14 protein-coding genes are annotated in these 18,712 nt (G+C 62.1%); 8 read left to right on the top strand and 6 right to left on the bottom strand.

The window, feature by feature from the left end:
* The first annotated feature begins 164 nt into the window (after positions 1-164).
* Together K5R33_RS13550 and K5R33_RS13545 are read left to right on the top strand one after the other, a co-directional pair.
* Complete coding sequence (locus K5R33_RS13550; protein ID WP_220749601.1) at positions 165-1,277, top strand: histidine kinase dimerization/phosphoacceptor domain -containing protein; 1,113 nt, start codon at positions 165-167, stop codon at positions 1,275-1,277.
* 10 nt (positions 1,278-1,287) lie between these two features.
* A complete protein-coding gene (locus K5R33_RS13545; protein ID WP_220749600.1) occupies positions 1,288-1,962 on the top strand; it encodes an SOS response-associated peptidase in 675 nt (224 codons plus the stop codon).
* Between the two features lie 36 nt (positions 1,963-1,998).
* On the opposite strand, the gene K5R33_RS13540 is transcribed toward K5R33_RS13545, so the two are convergent.
* Positions 1,999-2,523, bottom strand: coding sequence for a hypothetical protein (locus tag K5R33_RS13540; protein WP_220749599.1), 525 nt, complete (start codon positions 2,521-2,523; stop codon positions 1,999-2,001).
* Positions 2,524-2,813: 290 nt separating this feature from the next.
* A complete protein-coding gene (gene thrS, locus K5R33_RS13535; RefSeq protein WP_220749598.1) occupies positions 2,814-4,760 on the bottom strand; it encodes a threonine--tRNA ligase in 1,947 nt (648 codons plus the stop codon).
* 151 nt (positions 4,761-4,911) lie between these two features.
* Here thrS and K5R33_RS13530 point away from each other — a divergent pair, with 151 nt between their 5' ends.
* The 4 genes from K5R33_RS13530 (at position 4,912) to K5R33_RS19090 (ending at position 11,217) form a co-directional block, all read left to right on the top strand.
* Complete coding sequence (locus K5R33_RS13530) at positions 4,912-5,748, top strand: universal stress protein (RefSeq protein WP_220749597.1); 837 nt, start codon at positions 4,912-4,914, stop codon at positions 5,746-5,748.
* A gap of 152 nt (positions 5,749-5,900) precedes the next feature.
* Positions 5,901-7,349 carry an IMP dehydrogenase gene (guaB, locus tag K5R33_RS13525; RefSeq protein WP_220749596.1) on the top strand — a complete coding sequence of 483 codons (1,449 nt, stop codon included), beginning with the start codon at positions 5,901-5,903 and terminating at the stop codon, positions 7,347-7,349.
* Between the two features lie 30 nt (positions 7,350-7,379).
* Positions 7,380-8,552 (top strand): RsmB/NOP family class I SAM-dependent RNA methyltransferase, encoded by a 1,173-nt coding sequence (locus K5R33_RS13520; protein WP_220749595.1) that lies wholly within the window; start codon positions 7,380-7,382, stop codon positions 8,550-8,552.
* 175 nt (positions 8,553-8,727) lie between these two features.
* Entirely contained in the window at positions 8,728-11,217 is a 2,490-nt protein-coding gene (locus K5R33_RS19090) for an ATP-binding response regulator (protein ID WP_255576411.1), read from the top strand.
* Here K5R33_RS19090 and K5R33_RS13510 read toward each other — a convergent pair.
* A complete protein-coding gene (locus K5R33_RS13510; protein ID WP_220749594.1) occupies positions 11,214-11,810 on the bottom strand; it encodes a gamma-glutamyl kinase in 597 nt (198 codons plus the stop codon). The genes K5R33_RS19090 and K5R33_RS13510 overlap by 4 nt on opposite strands.
* Before the next feature lie 188 nt (positions 11,811-11,998).
* Here K5R33_RS13510 and recA point away from each other — a divergent pair, with 188 nt between their 5' ends.
* Together recA and alaS are read left to right on the top strand one after the other, a co-directional pair.
* Entirely contained in the window at positions 11,999-13,069 is a 1,071-nt protein-coding gene (gene recA, locus K5R33_RS13505) for a recombinase RecA (protein WP_220749593.1), read from the top strand.
* Positions 13,070-13,193: 124 nt separating this feature from the next.
* Complete coding sequence (alaS, locus tag K5R33_RS13500) at positions 13,194-15,836, top strand: alanine--tRNA ligase (RefSeq protein ID WP_220749592.1); 2,643 nt, start codon at positions 13,194-13,196, stop codon at positions 15,834-15,836.
* Positions 15,837-15,999: 163 nt separating this feature from the next.
* On the opposite strand, the gene K5R33_RS13495 is transcribed toward alaS, so the two are convergent.
* From K5R33_RS13495 to K5R33_RS13485, 3 genes are all read right to left on the bottom strand, one after another.
* Positions 16,000-16,332, bottom strand: a complete 333-nt coding sequence (locus tag K5R33_RS13495) for a DMT family transporter (RefSeq protein WP_220749591.1) — start codon at positions 16,330-16,332, stop codon at positions 16,000-16,002.
* A gap of 1 nt (position 16,333) precedes the next feature.
* Positions 16,334-16,954, bottom strand: a complete 621-nt coding sequence (locus K5R33_RS13490) for a YitT family protein (RefSeq protein ID WP_220749590.1) — start codon at positions 16,952-16,954, stop codon at positions 16,334-16,336.
* 119 nt (positions 16,955-17,073) lie between these two features.
* Complete coding sequence (locus K5R33_RS13485) at positions 17,074-18,282, bottom strand: NADP-dependent isocitrate dehydrogenase (RefSeq protein WP_220749589.1); 1,209 nt, start codon at positions 18,280-18,282, stop codon at positions 17,074-17,076.
* Positions 18,283-18,712: the final 430 nt, after the last annotated feature.

Below are 18,712 nucleotides of genomic sequence, written 5' to 3'. Positions count from 1 at the left end.
CCCAACAGCCTGAAAAAAGATCGGAAAAGCCGGGGTTTGTCCCGGCTTTTTTCGTTTGGTGCCCTAGGTAATACGTCGCAGGGCGTTTGGCGCGTTCTGATGAAGGTTTCGGTGGACCGTGATCTTTGTGTGCCCGGACGAGATCCCACAATGGGGAGAGACCTATGCTCGCATCCAAACCGGTGAATCAATCCGAACGGTTGGCGGCCATTCGTCAGTATGGCCTGGGGGAGCGGGTCCATGCCGGGCAGATGACCAATCTGGTGGAACTGGCGTCTCAGATCACCGATTGCCCCATCGCGCTCGTCTCTATCGTCCATGAGGACTGCCAAAGGTTCGAAGCCGCCTGTGGTTTGGCTGTGACCCATACCGGGCTGGAGGCGTCGATCTGTTCCCATGCGATTTTGCAGCAGGATATTCTAGAGATCGAGGATTTGCGGGCCGATCCGCGCACCGCCGACAACCCGCTGGTTCTGGATAAGAAAGATCCGCTGCAATTCTATGCGGGGGCGCAGATCGTGACGTCGGATGGCGTGATGCTCGGCTCGCTTTGTGTCATGGACCGGACCCCCCGCCGTTTGAGCGACAGTCAACGGCGCGGCTTGCGGACCCTTGCGGATCAGGCGATGCGGATGCTGGAACTCCACGATGCCATGCGCGCGGCAGACACACTCCGCAAAGAGGCGGACCATCGCGTCAAGAATAGCCTCACCGGCATTGCCGCGCTGGCACGGATGAGCGCCGCGACCGCATCCTCGGAAGAAACGCGCTCGGCTTTGGAGCAAGTTCAGAACCGTATTCAGGCGACGGCCAAGCTGCACGGGCAACTCTATCGTCAAAGCCACGGCGGCGAGGGTCTGATGTCGGTCCCCGAATACCTGGAGGACATCCTGTCCTCGTTGCGGGATCTGTCGCCCGATGATGTGAGTTTAACCTGGGACATCGCGCCTTTGGCCCTGCGCAGTCAGGCGGTCGGGGCCATTGGGCTGATCGTCAACGAGATGGTGACCAACGCCTTTAAACACGGTTTTGCCGATGCGCAGCCGGGTACGGTCACCCTGGTTGGCCGCCGGGACGGTCGCCACACCTACGAGTTGATTTGCCGCGATGATGGTCTGGGCAGCGGGGCGAGCGAGGAGGAGGGAACAGGGCTTGGCAGTCAATTGATGCGCGCCACGGCGGTTCAACTTGGCGGCCAGATTAGCTGTGGCCCAAGATCCGATGGCCCTGGCTATGAGGCGCGCGTGACTTTTGCGGTCACCAGCGAAGGCGTATAGCAAGACTGACATGTGTGGCCGCTATGCCCTGACGTTACCGCAAGAGGCGATGGTACAGATGTTTCAGGCTGTGCCAGCAAACGATCTGCCCGAGACGCCCAGTTTCAACGTCTGCCCCACCGTACAGGTCCCCGTCATTCGACAAGCCGGAGAAGGGGGGCGGGCGCTGGTCTCGATGCGGTGGGGGTTCTTGCCCCATTGGTATGCCAGTCCGACCGATGGGCCCCTTTTGATAAATGCGCGGGCTGAGACGATTGCCGAAAAGCCTGCGTTTCGCGAGGCGTGCCGCGCGCGACGATGCCTTATCCCCGCGACCGGCTTCTATGAATGGGTCAAGACAGAAGACGGCACGCGGCTGCCTTGGTATTTCTATCACGCCGATGGCAGCCCCATCGCCTTTGCTGGCATTTGGCAGACCTGGGGCCCGGATCAGGTGCCAACCTGTGCCATCGTAAGCTGTGCCGCTGGCCCGACCATGTCGGAGATCCATCATAGGGAGCCGGTGATGCTCGCCCCAGAGGATTGGGCCCTTTGGCTGGGTGAGGCGGGCAAGGGAGCCGCCCGGCTCATGCACTCGGTGCCCGAGGGCCGTGTTCTACGGCATCGGGTGTCGCGCGCCGTGAATTCCAATAGGGCAACGGGGTCCGAGCTTGTGGACCCGTTGATCGACGAAGACGATAACTGAAGAGTCTTCTGAGGTCGCTTCGTCCTGGGGCCGGTCCTATCGCTCGTCTGGAACGGTCATGACGCTGTCCATCCCCACCATCAGAGACATGGCAAAGAACAATCCGGCCGTGATGACTGTCAGGACGATAACGCGATTGAAATAGCGCACCTGCTTGATGGCTTCGATTTGCAGCCGATGCTCCTGCGCGACTTCAGCCCGACCGAACATATGGCGCAAGCGAGGCGTCGGCTCATAGATCAGGCATCTGAGCAGCAACAGGATCGCAATCGAGATCGTCGCCACCTGGGCAAACATCATCACAAGGGTCGCCCAAGTCTGTTGGAGGGAGAAGACAAAGGCTGAGGTCGCCAGAAGGATCGCGAGGACCGACAGCAGCGCCGAGGACTTGGCATCAATTTCGGCCATGATGTCACGCGCTTCGTCGACGGTCATGTCGGTTAGCCCGGAGGACCGTTCGCCCGCCACGCAAATGGGCGAAAGCGTGAGGCGCGCGACGTCTGGCAAAAGGATCCGGTCCATCGCGGCAACGAGCCTGGGCAACAAGGGCAGGGGTGTCATGAAAGGACGCGCAGCAGCATAGCACAGAGGTGGCGTCCGTCCGGCAAGGATCAAGGTCACAAACAGCTAGACCCGCGCATCAAAGCGCGGGCCAGCCAGTCTTAGGAGAGAGAGCAAAAGGTGCGACCGGGGGACCGCTGGGGGGGAGTTGATCAACCCCGTGTCGTACCGTTGCCGTAGGTAAACGATAGCCTCGGATTGTGGCTGCTTTGCGGCGGAATGACGGTGATCTGGTGGTAATCGGCCCTGGTCGGGCCGATTGTTTCTCTTCTGGCACCAGGCCGCGTCGATCAGCGGAGATCGGGCGGGGTCGCTTCGCGGCTGAGGTCGCCAAGCACCTCGTCCAGGCTCACGACACGGGTCGCCTTTTCGCCCAAGCGCCGCAGGGTTACGGTGCGATCCTCGACCTCTTTTCGGCCAATGGCCAAGATCACGGGCACCTTGCCGACGGAATGCTCACGCACCTTGTAGTTGATTTTCTCGTTCCGCAAATCGACCTCGGCCCGCACGCCTGACTTGGTGAGCATGGCGGCGACCTCTTCGCAGTAGGCATCGGCGTCCGAGACGATGGAGGCAACCACGACTTGGCGCGGGGCCAGCCAGAAGGGCAGTCGTCCCGCGCTGTTCTCGATCAGGATGCCGATGAACCGCTCGAAAGACCCCAGACAGGCCCTGTGCAACATGTAGGGGCGATGCTTGTCGCCGTCTTCGCCCACGTAGGTGGCGCCCAGCCGTTCCGGCAGGTTTGGATCAACTTGGAAGGTCCCGCACTGCCAGACGCGTCCGATGGCGTCGGTCAGATAGAAGTCGAGCTTTGGTCCGTAGAAAGCGCCGTCGCCTTCCTCGATCCGGTAGGGTGCCCCGACCGATTTGATGGCCGACTCCAGGGCGTTTTCCACATGGTCCCAGCTTTCATCGCTGCCGACGCGCTTTTCGGGGCGGGTGGCGAAGGCGATTTCAAAGGTGTCGAACCCCAGTTCTTCGTAAACCGAAGACAGGAAGCGAATGAACTTGGCGCATTCGGCCTCGATCTGTTCTTCGGTGCAGAAGATATGGGCATCGTCTTGGGTAAAGCCCCGCACCCGCATGATGCCATGGAGCGCGCCCGACGGCTCATAGCGCGAACAAGACCCGAACTCTGCCATGCGCAGCGGCAGGTCCCGGTAGGATTTTAAGCCATCGTTGTAGACCTGAACGTGGCAAGGGCAGTTCATAGGTTTGAGCGCATTGACCGCCTTTTCGCGGGCGTGGTCCTCGTCCACTTCCACGATGAACATATGGTCTTGGTACTTGTCCCAATGCCCGGACTTTTCCCATAGTTTACGGTCGACGACCTGGGGGGTGTTCACCTCCACGTAGCCGTCGGCGCGCTGCTTGCGGCGCATGAAGTCCTGCAAGGTGGTGTAGATCGTCCAGCCGTTGGGGTGCCAGAACACTTGGCCCGGCGCCTCTTCCTGCATGTGGTAGAGGTCCATCTCGCGGCCCAGGCGGCGATGGTCGCGGGCCTCGGCCTCTTCCAGGAACTTGAGGTGTGCCTTAAGGTCGTTCTTGTTGCGGAAGGCGATGCCGTAGATCCGCTGCAACTGGGGACGGGTATTGTCCCCCAGCCAATAGGCCGAGGACACGCGGGTCAATTTGAAAGCATCCGCCGGAATTTGGCCCGTGTGTTGCAGGTGAGGGCCGCGGCACAGGTCTTGCCAGTCGCCATGCCAATACATGCGGATCGGTTCAGCCCCAGGGATCCGATCGAGGAGTTCGACTTTGAACGGCTCGCCCGCGTCCTCGTAGTGCTGGCGCGCGCGGGCGCGATCCCAGACCTCGGTGCGAACGGGGTCACGGGCGGCGATGATGCGCTTCATCTCCGCTTCGATCTGGGCCAGGTCTTCGGGCGTGAAGGGCTCTTCCCGGTCGAAGTCGTAAAACCAACCGAAATCGCGGACCGGGCCGATGGTGACCTTGACGTCGGGCCAAATGCTTTGGACGGCACGGGCCATCACATGGGCCAGGTCGTGGCGGATCAATTCCAGCGCGGGCTCTTCGTCCTGCATGGTGTTGATCGCGATGGCGGCATCGTCTTCGATGGGCCAGGCCAGGTCCCAATGGGCGCCGTTCACCTGCGCGGAGATTGCTTTCTTCGCCAGGGATTTGGAGATGTCGGCGGCAACCTCTGCGGCGGTGATCCCTGGCGGGACCTCGCGCGTGTTGCCATCGGGGAATGTCAGGGTGATCTGGGACATCTGTCTGTGTCCTCCGTCGTTTTGGCGCCCACGGAACGCCCGGTTGCGGGTATGTGTGGCGCGCTTGTGGCGCCCGGATTGATCCGCGTCAAGGCGCCATACCCCCTGAGATGCCAAGCTGTGTCCAGCACCATTGAAGGAGGGGGAGAGCATGAAAACCATTCTAGTGGCCACAGACCTGAGTGCCCGGTCCGACCGCGCCGTGTTGCGCGCGGCCCATTTGGCCGAGACCGTTGGCGCGTCGCTTCGGATCCTCCATGTGATCGACGATGAAGTCCCGGCGGCATTTTTGCAGACCCGATCCGAAGCCGCCGAGCAGGTCCTCGCCGCCATGGTGGCCGATCACGAGGGGCTTTCTGCACTTGCCCCCACGATCCATGTGGAGGTCGGGCATCTGGACAAGCTGCTGCCCAAGATCGTTGCCCAGCAGGACGTGGATCTGGTTGTGGTCGGCAGCCACCGCAATCGCGGCTTTGGCGAGTTGCTGGGGGCGCCGACGCTGTCCCGTCTGCTCCGTGGGTTGGACGTGCCCGTTCTCGTCTCCGTGGCCCGTCCAGAAGTCGCCTATGAGGCCGTCAGCGTCGGGTGGGACGATTCCGATGGGGCCGAAGCAGTCGCACAGATCGCCCGGCGGATGGCGCCGACGGCAGAGATCACCTTGGTCCACGCCTGGCAGGAGGTCCTGGCCTCCGCGCCCTATGCTTTCGAGACCGGTGGCCTTATCCCGAAAGAAACGCAGCAGCGCCTCCAATCGGATGTGCAGCGGGCTGCGGTTCGGCTGGCGGGTGAGGGGCTTCCGTTTGCCGCTTTGGTGGCCATGGGACCACCGGGCCATGTGCTGCGTACCCGGGCTGAGGGCGGGCAAGCGGACCTGATCGCCGTTGGGCGCCATGCGCGGTCCGGTCTGGCGCGCCTGATCCTCGGCGCGACGGCTGAAGACCTGGCTCTGTCGGCGCCGTGTGACGTCTTGATCGCCTCTCCGAGCTGAACCAAGCCTTTCCCTCGGACGGGCAAGCACGTGCGGCGCCCCGTGTCCGCCGTGCCATCACCATCTTGGGCGACCCCTCCTGTGGGGTTGCCCTTCGTGCCATCCCATGAAACAGGAAACCGCCAACCGATCCCATGTCCCGGAGAGACCCGATGGAGATTCGCGAGGCGCTGACCTTCGATGACGTTTTGCTCGTACCCGCTGAAAGCCAAGTGCTCCCGGCGACGGCGGATACACGGACGAGGGTCACGAAATCCATTGCGCTCAACATCCCGCTGCTGAGCTCTGCCATGGATACGGTGACGGAATCGCGGATGGCCATCGCCATGGCCCAGGCCGGGGGAATGGGCGTCATTCACCGCAACCTAGATTTGGATGCACAGCAGAAAGAAGTGCGTCGTGTCAAACGGTTCGAAAGCGGCGTGGTCTATAACCCGGTCACCCTCCGCCCCGATCAGACGCTGGCCGATGCCAAGGCGCTACAGGATCGCTATCGCGTGACGGGTTTTCCCGTGATCGACGAAAAGGGTCGGGTTCTCGGCATCGTCACCAACCGCGATATGCGCTTTGCCAGCGACGACGCGACCCCCGTTGCAACGATGATGACGGCGGACAACCTGGCAATCTTGCGGGAGCCTGTGGATCTGTCCGAGGCGCGGTCGATCATGCATGCGCGTCGGATTGAAAAGCTGCTCGTGACGAATGATCAGGGTCACCTGACGGGGCTTTTGACCATCAAAGACATCGAACAGGCGGTCCTGAACCCACAGGCCTGCAAGGACAACCTCGGACGGCTGCGCGTGGCCGCGGCCACGACAGTGGGCGATGCTGGGTTTGAGCGCTCTGAGGCGCTGATCTCCGCTGGCTGCGATTTGATCGTGGTCGATACCGCCCACGGCCATTCCGAAGGGGTGGGGATCGCGGTCGACCGGATCAAGCGGTTGTCCAATGATGTGCAGGTCGTCGCGGGGAATGTCGCCACGGCGACTGGCACGCGTGCGCTCATTGATGCGGGCGCCGATGCGGTCAAGGTGGGGATCGGGCCCGGCTCCATCTGCACAACGCGGATCGTGGCGGGCGTGGGCGTGCCCCAATTGACCGCCATCATGGACGCGGCCGGCGCGGCAGGGGACGTCCCGGTGATCGCCGATGGCGGCATCAAGTTCTCGGGCGATTTCGCTAAGGCCATCGCGGCGGGCGCGTCCTGCGCCATGGTCGGATCGATGATTGCGGGCACCGACGAAAGCCCGGGCGAGGTCATCCTGTACCAGGGGCGATCGTTTAAATCTTACCGGGGCATGGGGTCCATGGCGGCCATGGCCCGTGGGTCCGCGGATCGCTATTTCCAAAAGGACGCAGCCTCCGACAAGCTTGTCCCGGAAGGGATCGAGGGGCAGGTGCCCTACAAAGGCAGCGCGGGCGCGGTCGTGCACCAATTGGTCGGCGGTTTGCGCGCGGCCATGGGCTACACCGGATGCGCGACCGTGGATGAGATGCGCACCGACTGCGCCTTCGTGAAGATTACGGGCGCCGGTCTGAAGGAAAGCCATGTCCACGACGTCCAGATCACGCGGGAAAGCCCGAATTACCGCGCCGGTTGAGGGACGAGCCGTGATGTTGGATCTGGGCCCGTGACGCCGGGCGCCCGCGTTCAAGCGGCCATAGAGGTCCTGGATGGTGTTCTAGCCGGGGCCGCGGCGGAGCAAGCGCTGACCCGTTGGGCGCGGCGCAGCCGGTACGCGGGGTCCAAGGACCGGGCCGCCGTCAGGGACCATGTCTTTGATGCGCTGCGCCGTCTTCGATCCTCGGCCTGGCTCGGGGGGCTTAGCGACATGGACATGTCCCAGATGGAGGGCAGCGCCGTGCTAGCTGGTACGTTGCGCGGGCAGGGCGCCGACTTGGACGCCCTGTTCACGGGGCAGGGCCATGCCCCAGCGCCGTGGGATCGCGATCCGCCGTCTGGGGTTATGCCCGATTCCGTGGCGTTGGACTGCCCCGATTGGCTGCTCCCGAGTTTCCGCGACAGTCTGGGACAAAGGGCCGAGGCCGTTCTGCTGGCCTTACGAGATCGCGCGCCGGTGGTTCTGCGGGCCAATACCCAAAAGGCGACACGGGATCAGGTGGCCGAACGCTTGGCACAGGACGGAGTTGAGACGGCGCCGCATCCCCTGTCGCCAACGGCGTTACGGGTCGTTGGTCCGGCCCGGGGTTTGACGAACTTGGAAGCCTTCGCCGAAGGTCTTTTTGAATTGCAAGATGCCGGGTCACAATCGCTTGTGGATCGCGTGCCAGTCGTGCCGGGGCAACGCATTCTGGACCTGTGCAGTGGCGGCGGAGGGAAGGCATTAGCCCTGGCGGCCCGGCATGCAGGGGAGATCATGGCCCATGACGCCGATCCCCGCCGCATGCGAGACCTGCCAGCCCGGGCGCGCCGGGCAGGTGCTGGAATCCAAATTGTTGAAACGCCGGAGCGGTTTGCCCCCTTTGACGGGGTGATCGCCGATGTGCCCTGTTCCGGCTCCGGCAGTTGGCGGCGTGCGCCCGAAGCAAAGTGGCGCCTGATCCCGGAGCGTTTGGAGGCTTTGACCACCCTCCAGCATGATATCCTTCGGCGGGCCGTTGACCTTACGAATGCTGGCGGGTGGATTGCTTATATGACCTGTTCGCTGTTGCGGTCCGAAAATGAGGCGGTGGTCGAAACGCTCCTGTCCGAGCGGTCCGATCTGCGGTTGGATGCCCAGTGGCGCTGCGACCCGCTGGACGACGCGGACGGCTTTCACCTTAGCATTTTGCGAAAGGCTTAGGCGCGTTTGCCGTCGGCGTGCTAGTTTCCGTTAACGTTTTGCTCGGAACGTTAAGGGAACTTTAACCTATGGCGTCGATAGAGGAACCACGGAATCGAAGGTCAGGGGGCGCGATGGCGCTGCCGGGGGGATGGATCACGTGGGCCACGTGGCAGTGCTAACCAGACGCTTACGCATGGGTTCAGCGGTGTTTATCATCGTGGCCATCGCATCGGGAATCGCTGCCTATCTGTCTGACGTCGAAGCGACCAAGGTCGTGCTCTGGGCCTCTGCGGTTGCGATGGTCGTGATCGTAGCAGGGCTCCACTGCCTCAGCCTTCTGAACACGTTTTTGTCGCGCAGACGGCTGCGCATCATTTTGGACTTTCTGGAACACGACGCCGCCGCAGGTTTTTGCACAGATGATCTGGGCGCGATCTATGGCCAGAACGTCAGCGCGTCAGATCGCTTCGGCTCCAAGGTCGGGGAAACCATGGCGCGCGCCCTGGATGGGCTCTTTGCCAACCCCGACGCGGTCGTCCATCGGCTTCGGCATCAGGCAGACGCTGGGGCTACGGCCAGGGAAGATGTCGTGACCCGGCGGGGTCACGTCCGTGTCGCGGTGCATCGGATTCCAGGCGGCTATCTTTGGCGACTTGAAGACCTGGTAGATCGTCCGCCCCGGGCGGCGGACGGCGTAGGGCTGCCTGTTCTGACCTTTGGGCCGAGCGGCACGATTCTGTTCATGAACGAGGTTTTGCGGAGCAAAATCGGGCGCCGGGCCAAGCGGATACGAGACGTTTTTGAACTGGTGCCGCTGGTCAATGGGGGTCTGAACCGCATCCAGACAAAGACCGGTTGGGAGTCCGTGCGCCTCGTGCTGTCCGACGCGGTTAACGGACGGCAAGAGGTCTTTGTCATGCCCGCTGGCGAAAGCAACGATGGGCGCGTGGCGCTCGACGCGCTGCCCGTGGCCCTGCTGCGTTTGGATTCAACCGGGCGCGTGGTTTTTGCAAACCGTTCGGCCCGCGACCTGTTGCCCGCCGCCGCCGATGGAGAGGAGCGTCGCTTGGCCGCCATGGTCGAAGGTTTGGGTCGGTCCGTGCGCGAATGGGTCGGCGAGGCGGCCATGGGGCGCGGCCTGTATCGGCCAGAGATCGTGCGTGTCTCCGACGCCGCCACCGAGACCTTTCTCCAGGTGACCTTGGGACGTCCGCTTGAAGATGACGCAGGTGGTCTGATCGCCGTCTTGAATGACGCGACAGAGCTGAAGACCATGGAAGCTCAGTTTGTGCAAAGTCAGAAAATGCAGGCCATCGGTCAGTTGGCTGGCGGCGTGGCCCATGACTTCAACAACCTCCTGACGGCCATTTCCGGCCATTGCGACTTGCTTCTGCTGCGCCACAAAGAAGGGGATGAGGACCACGCGGATCTGACGCAAATCACGCAGAATGCCAACCGGGCCGCCGCCCTGGTCGGTCAGCTCCTGGCGTTCTCGCGCAAACAAACCCTGGAGATGCAGCAGGTCGATCTGCGCGACACCCTTGGCGACCTAACCCATCTGCTGAACCGTTTGGTCGGGGAGCGTGTTCGCCTGCGGTTGGAGCATGACCCAGCCCTGATTCCAATCCGTGGGGACCGTCGGCAGCTGGAACAGGTGCTGATGAACCTTGTGGTGAATGCGCGCGACGCCATGCCCAACGGCGGTGAGATCCGCATTGAGACGGAGTGCCGCTACCTCGATAAACCGATGACCCGCGACCGTGTTACCGTGCCGCCGGGACAGTTTGTTGTTGTGACGGTCAGCGATGAAGGCGTGGGAATCCCCCCCGACAAACTGCAGCGAATTTTCGAGCCGTTCTTCACGACCAAACGTCCCGGAGAGGGGACGGGCTTGGGCTTGTCCATGGCCTATGGGATCGTGAAGCAATCGGGCGGATATATCTTCGCCAATAGTGCCCCAGGGCAGGGCGCGACCTTCAGCCTCTACTTTCCCGCAGACTCGGAGCCGCGCGTGCGAGACGTCTCGGTTGGCCGCGAATTCACCGTCGCTGGCAGCGCGCGACTGGCTCTGGCACTTGATCGTGGGGCGCGGGGCCTTCCGGATCAGTCTGACCTTGATGCTGTAGAAAAGCGTCCCGCCCTGTCTCTCGTGGATCCTGTTGTCGCGCGTGCTCCGGACAATGCAGACACGCTGACAGAAGCCGTGTCTGCGGTGGTGGCGGAAGCGGCGGGCCAGACGCCGGACGCTTCGTTGAATGCGCCCACATCCAATGCATCAGCGGCGTCTGACCTGTCTGAGGCTGACACCATCGTCGCTCGCCGACCTGTCGTCCTGTTGGTGGAGGATGAGGCGCCGGTCCGGGCGTTCGCATCCCGCGCCTTGCGTCTGAGGGGCTACACCGTTCTGGAAGCCGCGAGCGCGGAAGATGCGCTAGAGACGCTTGAAGACAAAGAGTTAGACGTGGATCTTTTCGTGACGGATGTCATGATGCCGGGTATGGACGGACCCACTTGGGTCCGTGAGGCCCTGAAGGAGCGGCCCTCCGTCCGCACGGTGTTTATGTCGGGCTACGCTCAGGATGCGCTGTCCGAAACGAGTGCGCCGGTTGCCCATGCCGTCTTTCTGCCGAAACCGTTTTCACTCTCCGATCTGACGCGCACGGTCGAAAAGGTGTTGGCCTAGGGGGCGTCGTCGGCGTTCTGCAGGCTGTCCCAAAGGGCAAAATCCTCGGCGTTTTCTTCCCGAAGGCGCGCGTGAAGACGTGCGCTCAGACCGAGGTCACCCGGTGGCGAGACGTTCATTCGCGGGATGTCTGGCAGTGGGCCAAGACGGTCCGATAGGAACGCAGTCAGATCGGCCGGGCGGTCGTGGCGAAAGAGATGTGTGACCCCACCTTGCAGGAAGCGGGCTTGGGACCCGACCTTGGCAAAATCCGGCTGTGGATCTTGAAGGTAGGCCTCCACGAATTCATCGAAGGTGAGCCCTTTGGTCGAATTCTGTTGCCCGTCCAGTTGCGGGCGAGAGCGGTAGCGAAACCAACTTCCCAGCCAATCGACCGGTTCACGCATGACGGCGACCAACTCCAGCGGGCGCCGCCCCTTCTGCTCAAAGAACGGTGCCAATTCCCGCCGATACTTAGCGACACCGCAGTGTTTCAACCCCGGCGGATTCACGATGGCAGCATCGGACAAGGGCGCCAATGCGTCCTCCAATGCGGTGGTCCCAGTTTTCGGGACCGCCAGGAGAACGAAGCGGTGCTTCCAAAAGATTAACATGCGGCCAAGCCTTTCACGCTAGGGCCGAAATTGGCCAGTAACGGTTTCTTAACCAAGCGACGCCTAGGCTCAAGCACCCCGATGGGGGTTGTAAATGTTCTCACTTTGTTTCAGGTATAACTAGAACAAGATGAGAACACAAACCGTGATTGCCGCGTCGGCGGCAGCATGTAACAAGGGCGGAACGGATGGCAACGGCGAACCTTCTCGACATGGCTGATAAACGCAATAGCGACAAACAGAAGGCGCTGGACAGCGCCCTTGCTCAGATCGAACGGCAGTTCGGCAAGGGCTCGATCATGAAACTTGGGGGTGAAAATAAGCTCCCCGATATCGAAGCCACGTCGACGGGGTCTTTGGGTCTGGATATCGCCCTCGGGATTGGCGGTTTGCCGAAAGGGCGCGTCATTGAGATCTACGGTCCGGAAAGCTCGGGCAAGACCACGCTGACGCTTCATACGGTGGCCGAAGAGCAGAAGAAGGGCGGCGTCTGCGCGTTTGTGGACGCGGAACATGCGCTTGACCCGCAGTACGCGCGAAAGCTGGGTGTCGACCTTGACGAACTGCTGATTTCGCAGCCCGATACCGGCGAACAAGCGCTAGAGATCGTGGACACGCTCGTCCGGTCCGGCGCGGTGAGCCTGGTCGTCGTGGACTCCGTCGCAGCCCTGACCCCGCAGAAGGAGTTGGAGGGCGACATGGGCGACAATGCGCCCGGGCTCCAGGCGAGATTGATGAGCCAGGCCATGCGCAAGCTGACAGGTTCGATCAACCGGTCCAACTGCATGGTGATTTTCATCAACCAGATCCGGATGAAGATCGGGGTCATGTTCGGCTCGCCCGAGACGACGACGGGCGGCAATGCGCTGAAGTTCTATTCCTCCGTCCGGTTGGACATTCGCCGGATTGGCGCGATCAAGGACCGTGACGAAGTGGTCGGCAACGCCACCCGCGTGAAAGTCGTTAAGAACAAAGTGGCGCCGCCGTTCAAACAGGTCGAGTTCGACATCATGTACGGCGAAGGCATCTCCAAGATGGGGGAGCTTTTGGACCTGGGCGTGAAAGCTGGCGTGGTGGACAAGTCCGGGGCTTGGTTCAGCTATGCAGATGAACGGATCGGCCAGGGCCGAGAAAACTCCAAGCAGTTCCTGCGAGATAACCCAAAGGTCGCGCTGGAGATCGAGGATAAGATCCGCGCCGCCCATGGTTTGGATTTTCAGATGAGCGAAGTGGACAAGGACGAGATCTTGGACGAATAGCTGCGGCTTTCGTCGATGAACGTTATGGGGCCGTCCGTTGGGGCGGCCTTCGCGCATTGTGGCCCTCGACAGGCCAGCGGGCCGGGGCTAGGAACGCCTGCGCAGTTCAAGGGAACCTCAGACAATGGCTAGCCTCAACGATATCCGTTCGACCTTCCTCGACTATTTCGTTCGGAACGGTCATGCCGCCGTCGATAGCTCACCTCTGGTGCCGCGCAACGACCCCACCCTGATGTTCGCCAACTCCGGCATGGTACAGTTCAAGAACCTGTTCACAGGTGTTGAAACACGGGACTACAATCGAGCAACGACCAGCCAGAAATGTGTGCGTGCGGGTGGTAAGCACAACGATCTCGACAACGTTGGCTATACGGCGCGGCACCATACGTTCTTTGAAATGCTCGGAAATTTCAGCTTCGGGGATTACTTCAAGGACGACGCGATCGCCTTTGCCTGGCAGCTGATCACCGGTGAGTTCGGCATCGACAAAGACCGACTGCTGGTCACCATCTACCACACCGATGACGAGGCCCACGGCATCTGGAAGAAGGTCGCCGGTCTGCCGGATGACCGCATCATTCGCATCGCCTCCGATGATAATTTCTGGCGCATGGGGCCGACCGGTCCCTGCGGACCCTGTACCGAGATCTTTTACGACCACGGTGACCACATCCCTGGTGGCCCTCCGGGCAGCCCGGACGAAGACGGCGACCGGTTCATTGAGATCTGGAACCTCGTTTTCATGCAGAACGAGCAATTCGCCGATGGCCGGTTGGAACCGCTGGACATGCAGTCCATCGACACCGGCATGGGGTTGGAGCGGATCGGTGCTTTGCTGCAGGGCAAGCACGACAATTACGACACGGATTTGATGCGCGCGCTGATCGAGGCGAGCGCCCATGCCACCTCCACCGATGCTGATGGTCCTCAGAATGTGCATCACCGCGTGATTGCGGATCATTTGCGGTCGACGGGCTTCCTGATTGCCGATGGTGTGATGCCGTCGAACGAGGGCCGCGGCTATGTGCTGCGCCGGATCATGCGCCGGGCCATGCGCCATGCGCACCAGGCCGGGGCAAAGGACCCTCTGATGCACCGTTTGGTGCCTGCTCTGGTGCAGCAGATGGGGCAGCATTACCCAGAGTTGGGGCGCGCCAAAGCGTTGATCGAAGAAACCCTGCGCAACGAAGAGGAGCGCTTCCGCACGACCCTGGATCGCGGCCTGCGCCTGTTGGAGGACGAGGTCAGTGCCTTGGGCGATGGGGCAACTTTGCCCGGGGAGACGGCGTTCAAGCTCTATGACACCTATGGGTTCCCACTCGACCTGACCCAAGATGCCTTGCGCGAGAAGGGGTTAGGCGTCGATACGGACGGATTTGATGCGGCGATGGCCGAGCAAAAGGCCCGGGCACGCGCGGCTTGGGCCGGGTCCGGCGAACAAGCCGACGCGGCCATTTGGCTTGATCTGGTCGATGCGCACGGAACGACGGAGTTCCTGGGCTACGACACGGACCACGTCGAGGGCGAGATCCTGGCCTTGGTGGTCGATGGTGACAGCACTGCGTCGGCGGACGGCAAGGTCACCGTTATCGTGAACCAGACATCCTTTTATGCCGAGTCTGGTGGTCAAGTTGGGGATACTGGTATCATCTCGACCGAAACGGGGCGTGCCCGGGTGACCGATACGCGCAAGGTCGGCGGGTTATTCCTGCATATGGCGGAGGTGGAAGAGGGCCAGGTGAGTACCGGGCAGCCTGCGGAACTCATCGTCGACGCTCACCGTCGGCAGGCTATCCGCGCCAACCACTCCGCCACCCACCTGCTGCACGAAGCCCTGCGCGGTGCTTTGGGCGATCACGTGGCGCAGCGCGGTTCGCTCAATGCCGATGATCGCCTGCGCTTCGATTTCAGCCACGGGAAAGCGTTGACCGCCGAGGAGCTTTCAAAGGTCGAGGCCGAGGTGAACACCTACATTCGTCAAAATGGCGAGGTCAGCACGCGGATCATGGACCCAGACGCCGCCCGCGACCTGGGGGCCCAAGCGCTGTTTGGCGAAAAATACGGCGATGAGGTGCGTGTTGTGTCCATGGGTACCGCTGACGGGTCCGGGAAGGGAACCGACGGTGCCACCTATTCCATCGAACTCTGCGGTGGGACGCACGTGCGGCGGACCGGCGAGATCGGAGCCTTTGTTGCCCTGGGCGACCAAGCCAGCAGCGCGGGGGTCCGCCGGATCGAGGCCCTGACGGGACAGGCCGCCATGGATCACCTGCGCGCGCAGGACCAGCGCATGGCGTCGCTGGCGGGTCTGTTCAAGGCGCAGCCAGATGAGGTGGAAGGGCGCGTTAAAGGCCTGATGGATGAGCGCAAAGCCCTGCAAAACGAAGTGGCGGAACTGCGGCGCGAGATGGCCCTGTCTCAGGGTGCCGATGCACAAGACATCAATGGGATGCAGGCCGTTCTTCAGGTCGTAGCTGGTGTGTCCGGTAAGGATCTCGGCCCGATGATCGACGCCCAGAAGCAGGCGCTCGGTTCGGCTGTCGTCGTCTTCATCGCGGACACCGGGGCGAAGCCTGCGGTGGCAGCGGGCGTGACCCCGGACCTGACCGAGCGGGTGTCGGCTGTCGATCTCGTCAAAGCGGCGGTAGAGGCGCTCGGCGGCCGCGGTGGCGGTGGTCGTCCAGAGATGGCCCAGGGTGGCGGCGCGGACGTGTCGAAGGCCGAAGACGCGCTGGAGGCCGTGCGGGCGATCTTGAACACCATCTGATCGCGCGGTCGATGGAGGCCATGGATTGCTAGCTCGATGGAGCGCCGCACAATCCCATGGGGCGTCCCCGTATGCTGTCGCAGGGGAGCGGCGCTAGTGAGGGTAAGCGGCGTTGGAGGACCCAAAAGCACTGCCACAAACGCTGCGCTCGTTTCGACCCATGCTAAGACCCAGTTGTCTGTGAGAAGAGCTTCATGATCGCGATCCCGATGATGATGAAGCACAGGCCGACGACCGCCGGCAGGTCGAGTTTTTGGCCGAAGACAGCCCACCCGATGGATGCGATCAGGACGATCCCAAGACCCGACCAAATCGCATAGGCAATCCCGACCGGAATTGTGCGCAGGGCCATACCCAACAAAAAGAACGACATGGCGTAGGCGACAACGGTGACGGCGGTTGGGGCCAACCGCGTGAACTGCGCACTGGCCTGCAACGCAGAGGTCCCGATGACTTCGGCGACGATGGCCAAGGTCAGAAAAATCCAGTCTCGCATCTCATCGCCCCACATACCGGTCGCGGCGATGGTTCACGGCCACGATGATGTTCACAATGGCCGCCCCCAACAGCGACGCTGCGACCAGCCAGAGGTCCAGCACCGCACCGGCAATCACAAACAGCACGCCGTCGAATCCCAGTTGAACCCAGCCCGCTTGAACGCCGAGCCGTTCTTGTAACCAAAGCGCCAGGATGCCGATGCCCCCGAGCGATGCGCCATGCCGAAAGATCACGATCAGGCCCATGCCTGTGACGGCCCCCGCGAGCGTTGCGGATAGCCAGGGCGAGACGCTGTCGAGGGTGATCCACCCGGGCAGAAGTGTCGAGAGAACGGACACCAGCGTGACAGCAATCCCCGTCTTGACGACAAAGCGCGGACCCATCCGCATCCAGCCCAGAACGTAGAAGGGCAGGTTCACGACAAAGAACCAGACGGCGAAAGACAGGGGGGAGAGGTAGCTGAGCAGAACCGCCAAGCCCGCTGTCTGACCGGTGATCAACCCATCCGATGTCAGAAAGTGTACGCCTAAGGCACAGAGAACAGTGCCGAGGACGAAGGCTTGTGCGTCTTCGAGGGGCGTATGCGCCAGGGCGCGGTGGGGCTCTGTATCTTGTGCCATGGCCCCATCTGCAAAACGGGGCGGGCTGTTGTCCAGCCCGCCCCGTTGTCTTTCAACTCGGCGATTGGCGCGCCCAATTTTTGGCGAAAAATTGGGGCACGCCGACCATGCTTTGCGCCTTACAGGGCCGCTTGCAGGTTCTCGTCGATCTTCTCCAGGAAGCCCATGGTGGTCAGCCACTTCTGATCGGGGCCAACCAGCAGCGCCAGGTCCTTGGTCATGTGGCCGCTTTCGACGGTATCCACGATGACTTTCTCCAAGGTCTCGGCAAAGGTCATCAGCTGAGCGTTATCGTCCAGCTTGGCGCGGTGCTTGAGACCACCGGTCCAGGCAAAGATCGACGCGATGGAGTTGGTCGAGGTCTCCTTACCGGCCTGGTGCTGGCGGTAGTGGCGGGTGACCGTGCCGTGGGCGGCCTCGGATTCGACGATCTTGCCATCGGGCGTCATCAGGGCCGAGGTCATCAGACCCAGCGAGCCGAAGCCCTGGGCCACGGTATCGGACTGCACGTCACCATCGTAGTTCTTACAGGCCCAGACGTAGCCGCCGTTCCACTTCATGGCCGAGGCGACCATGTCGTCGATCAGGCGGTGCTCATAGGTGATGCCGGCTTCTTTGAACTTGTCGGCAAATTCCTCGTCGAACACCTTCTGGAACAGGATCATGAACTGGCCATCATACTGCTTCATGATGGTGTTCTTGGTCGACAGATAGACGGGGTAGCCGCGCTTGAGGCCGTAGTTGAACGAGGCGCGGGCGAAGTCGATGATCGACTTGTCCAGGTTGTACATGGACATGAAAACGCCCGAGGAGGGCGCGTCGAAGACTTCGTGCTCTTCGACCGTGCCGTCTTCGCCGACGAACTTCATCGACAGCTTGCCTGGCCCGGGGAACTTCATGTCGGTGGCGCGGTACTGGTCGCCGAAGGCGTGGCGCCCGATGACGATGGGCTGGGTCCAGCCGGGGACCAAGCGCGGCACGTTGGAGCAGATGATCGGCTCACGGAACACAACGCCGCCCAGGATGTTGCGGATGGTGCCGTTGGGCGAGCGCCACATCTTCTTGAGGTTGAACTCTTCGACGCGGGCTTCGTCGGGCGTGATAGTAGCGCATTTCACGCCAACGCCGATTTCCTTGATCTTTTCCGCCGCATCGATGGTGATCTGGTCATTGGTATCGTCGCGCGCTTCGATGCCGAGGTCGTAGTACAGCAGGTCCACGTCCAGGTAGGGCAGGATCAGCTTGTCTTTGATGAACTGCCAGATGATGCGGGTCATCTCATCGCCGTCGAGCTCGACGACGGGGTTGTCTACCTTGATTTTGGTCATTCTAGCCTCCGGCTGGGGGGTGGTCTCGGGCGCCTCCTAACGCATCCGGCGGGGCAGGGCTAGACTGTATGCAGCGGTATACAGCGACTTTCTGTCCGACCCCATAGTTGGCCGTCGCGCCATAGGGCAGGCGCGCTCCGCAGGCGTCCCGCTCGCTGGCCCGATGGTCTGGGCAGCTGCTGAGGGATGGGCGCCGCGGCGATTGGTCCGGGGATCATGAAGCCGAACTGCCGGCATTTGAATAAGGGGCTGAGGGAGAAAAAAGCGGCCCGGCCATACCGTTGGCCGGGCCTACCACCCCCATGGCCGTTGAACCAAGAATCGAGGTGGCGTCTCTGCATCGCGCTGATTGCGCGGCAGTCGGGTCTGGTATCGCCATTTACCATGGCGCGGGTATGGCGGCTATTGTCTCAATACATGACATAAAGCA

It is taken from the genome of Jannaschia pagri (assembly GCF_019655435.1).
Lineage (GTDB): Bacteria > Pseudomonadota > Alphaproteobacteria > Rhodobacterales > Rhodobacteraceae > Jannaschia > Jannaschia pagri.
This window is presented reverse-complemented; position numbering and strand designations above follow the sequence as displayed.

What these genes read in the sequence shown, in the direction of transcription:
- guaB (WP_220749596.1), top strand. Translation starts at nt 5,901, where the DNA reads ATGGAGATTCGCGAGGCGCTGACCTTCGATGACGTTTTGCTCGTACCC.
- K5R33_RS13530 (WP_220749597.1), top strand. Translation starts at nt 4,912, where the DNA reads ATGAAAACCATTCTAGTGGCCACAGACCTGAGTGCCCGGTCCGACCGC.
- K5R33_RS13540 (WP_220749599.1), bottom strand. Translation starts at nt 2,523, where the DNA reads ATGACACCCCTGCCCTTGTTGCCCAGGCTCGTTGCCGCGATGGACCGG.
- K5R33_RS13510 (WP_220749594.1), bottom strand. Translation starts at nt 11,810, where the DNA reads ATGTTAATCTTTTGGAAGCACCGCTTCGTTCTCCTGGCGGTCCCGAAA.
- recA (WP_220749593.1), top strand. Translation starts at nt 11,999, where the DNA reads ATGGCAACGGCGAACCTTCTCGACATGGCTGATAAACGCAATAGCGAC.
- K5R33_RS13490 (WP_220749590.1), bottom strand. Translation starts at nt 16,954, where the DNA reads ATGGCACAAGATACAGAGCCCCACCGCGCCCTGGCGCATACGCCCCTC.
- alaS (WP_220749592.1), top strand. Translation starts at nt 13,194, where the DNA reads ATGGCTAGCCTCAACGATATCCGTTCGACCTTCCTCGACTATTTCGTT.
- K5R33_RS19090 (WP_255576411.1), top strand. Translation starts at nt 8,728, where the DNA reads ATGGGTTCAGCGGTGTTTATCATCGTGGCCATCGCATCGGGAATCGCT.
- thrS (WP_220749598.1), bottom strand. Translation starts at nt 4,760, where the DNA reads ATGTCCCAGATCACCCTGACATTCCCCGATGGCAACACGCGCGAGGTC.
- K5R33_RS13550 (WP_220749601.1), top strand. Translation starts at nt 165, where the DNA reads ATGCTCGCATCCAAACCGGTGAATCAATCCGAACGGTTGGCGGCCATT.
- K5R33_RS13545 (WP_220749600.1), top strand. Translation starts at nt 1,288, where the DNA reads ATGTGTGGCCGCTATGCCCTGACGTTACCGCAAGAGGCGATGGTACAG.
- K5R33_RS13495 (WP_220749591.1), bottom strand. Translation starts at nt 16,332, where the DNA reads ATGCGAGACTGGATTTTTCTGACCTTGGCCATCGTCGCCGAAGTCATC.
- K5R33_RS13485 (WP_220749589.1), bottom strand. Translation starts at nt 18,282, where the DNA reads ATGACCAAAATCAAGGTAGACAACCCCGTCGTCGAGCTCGACGGCGAT.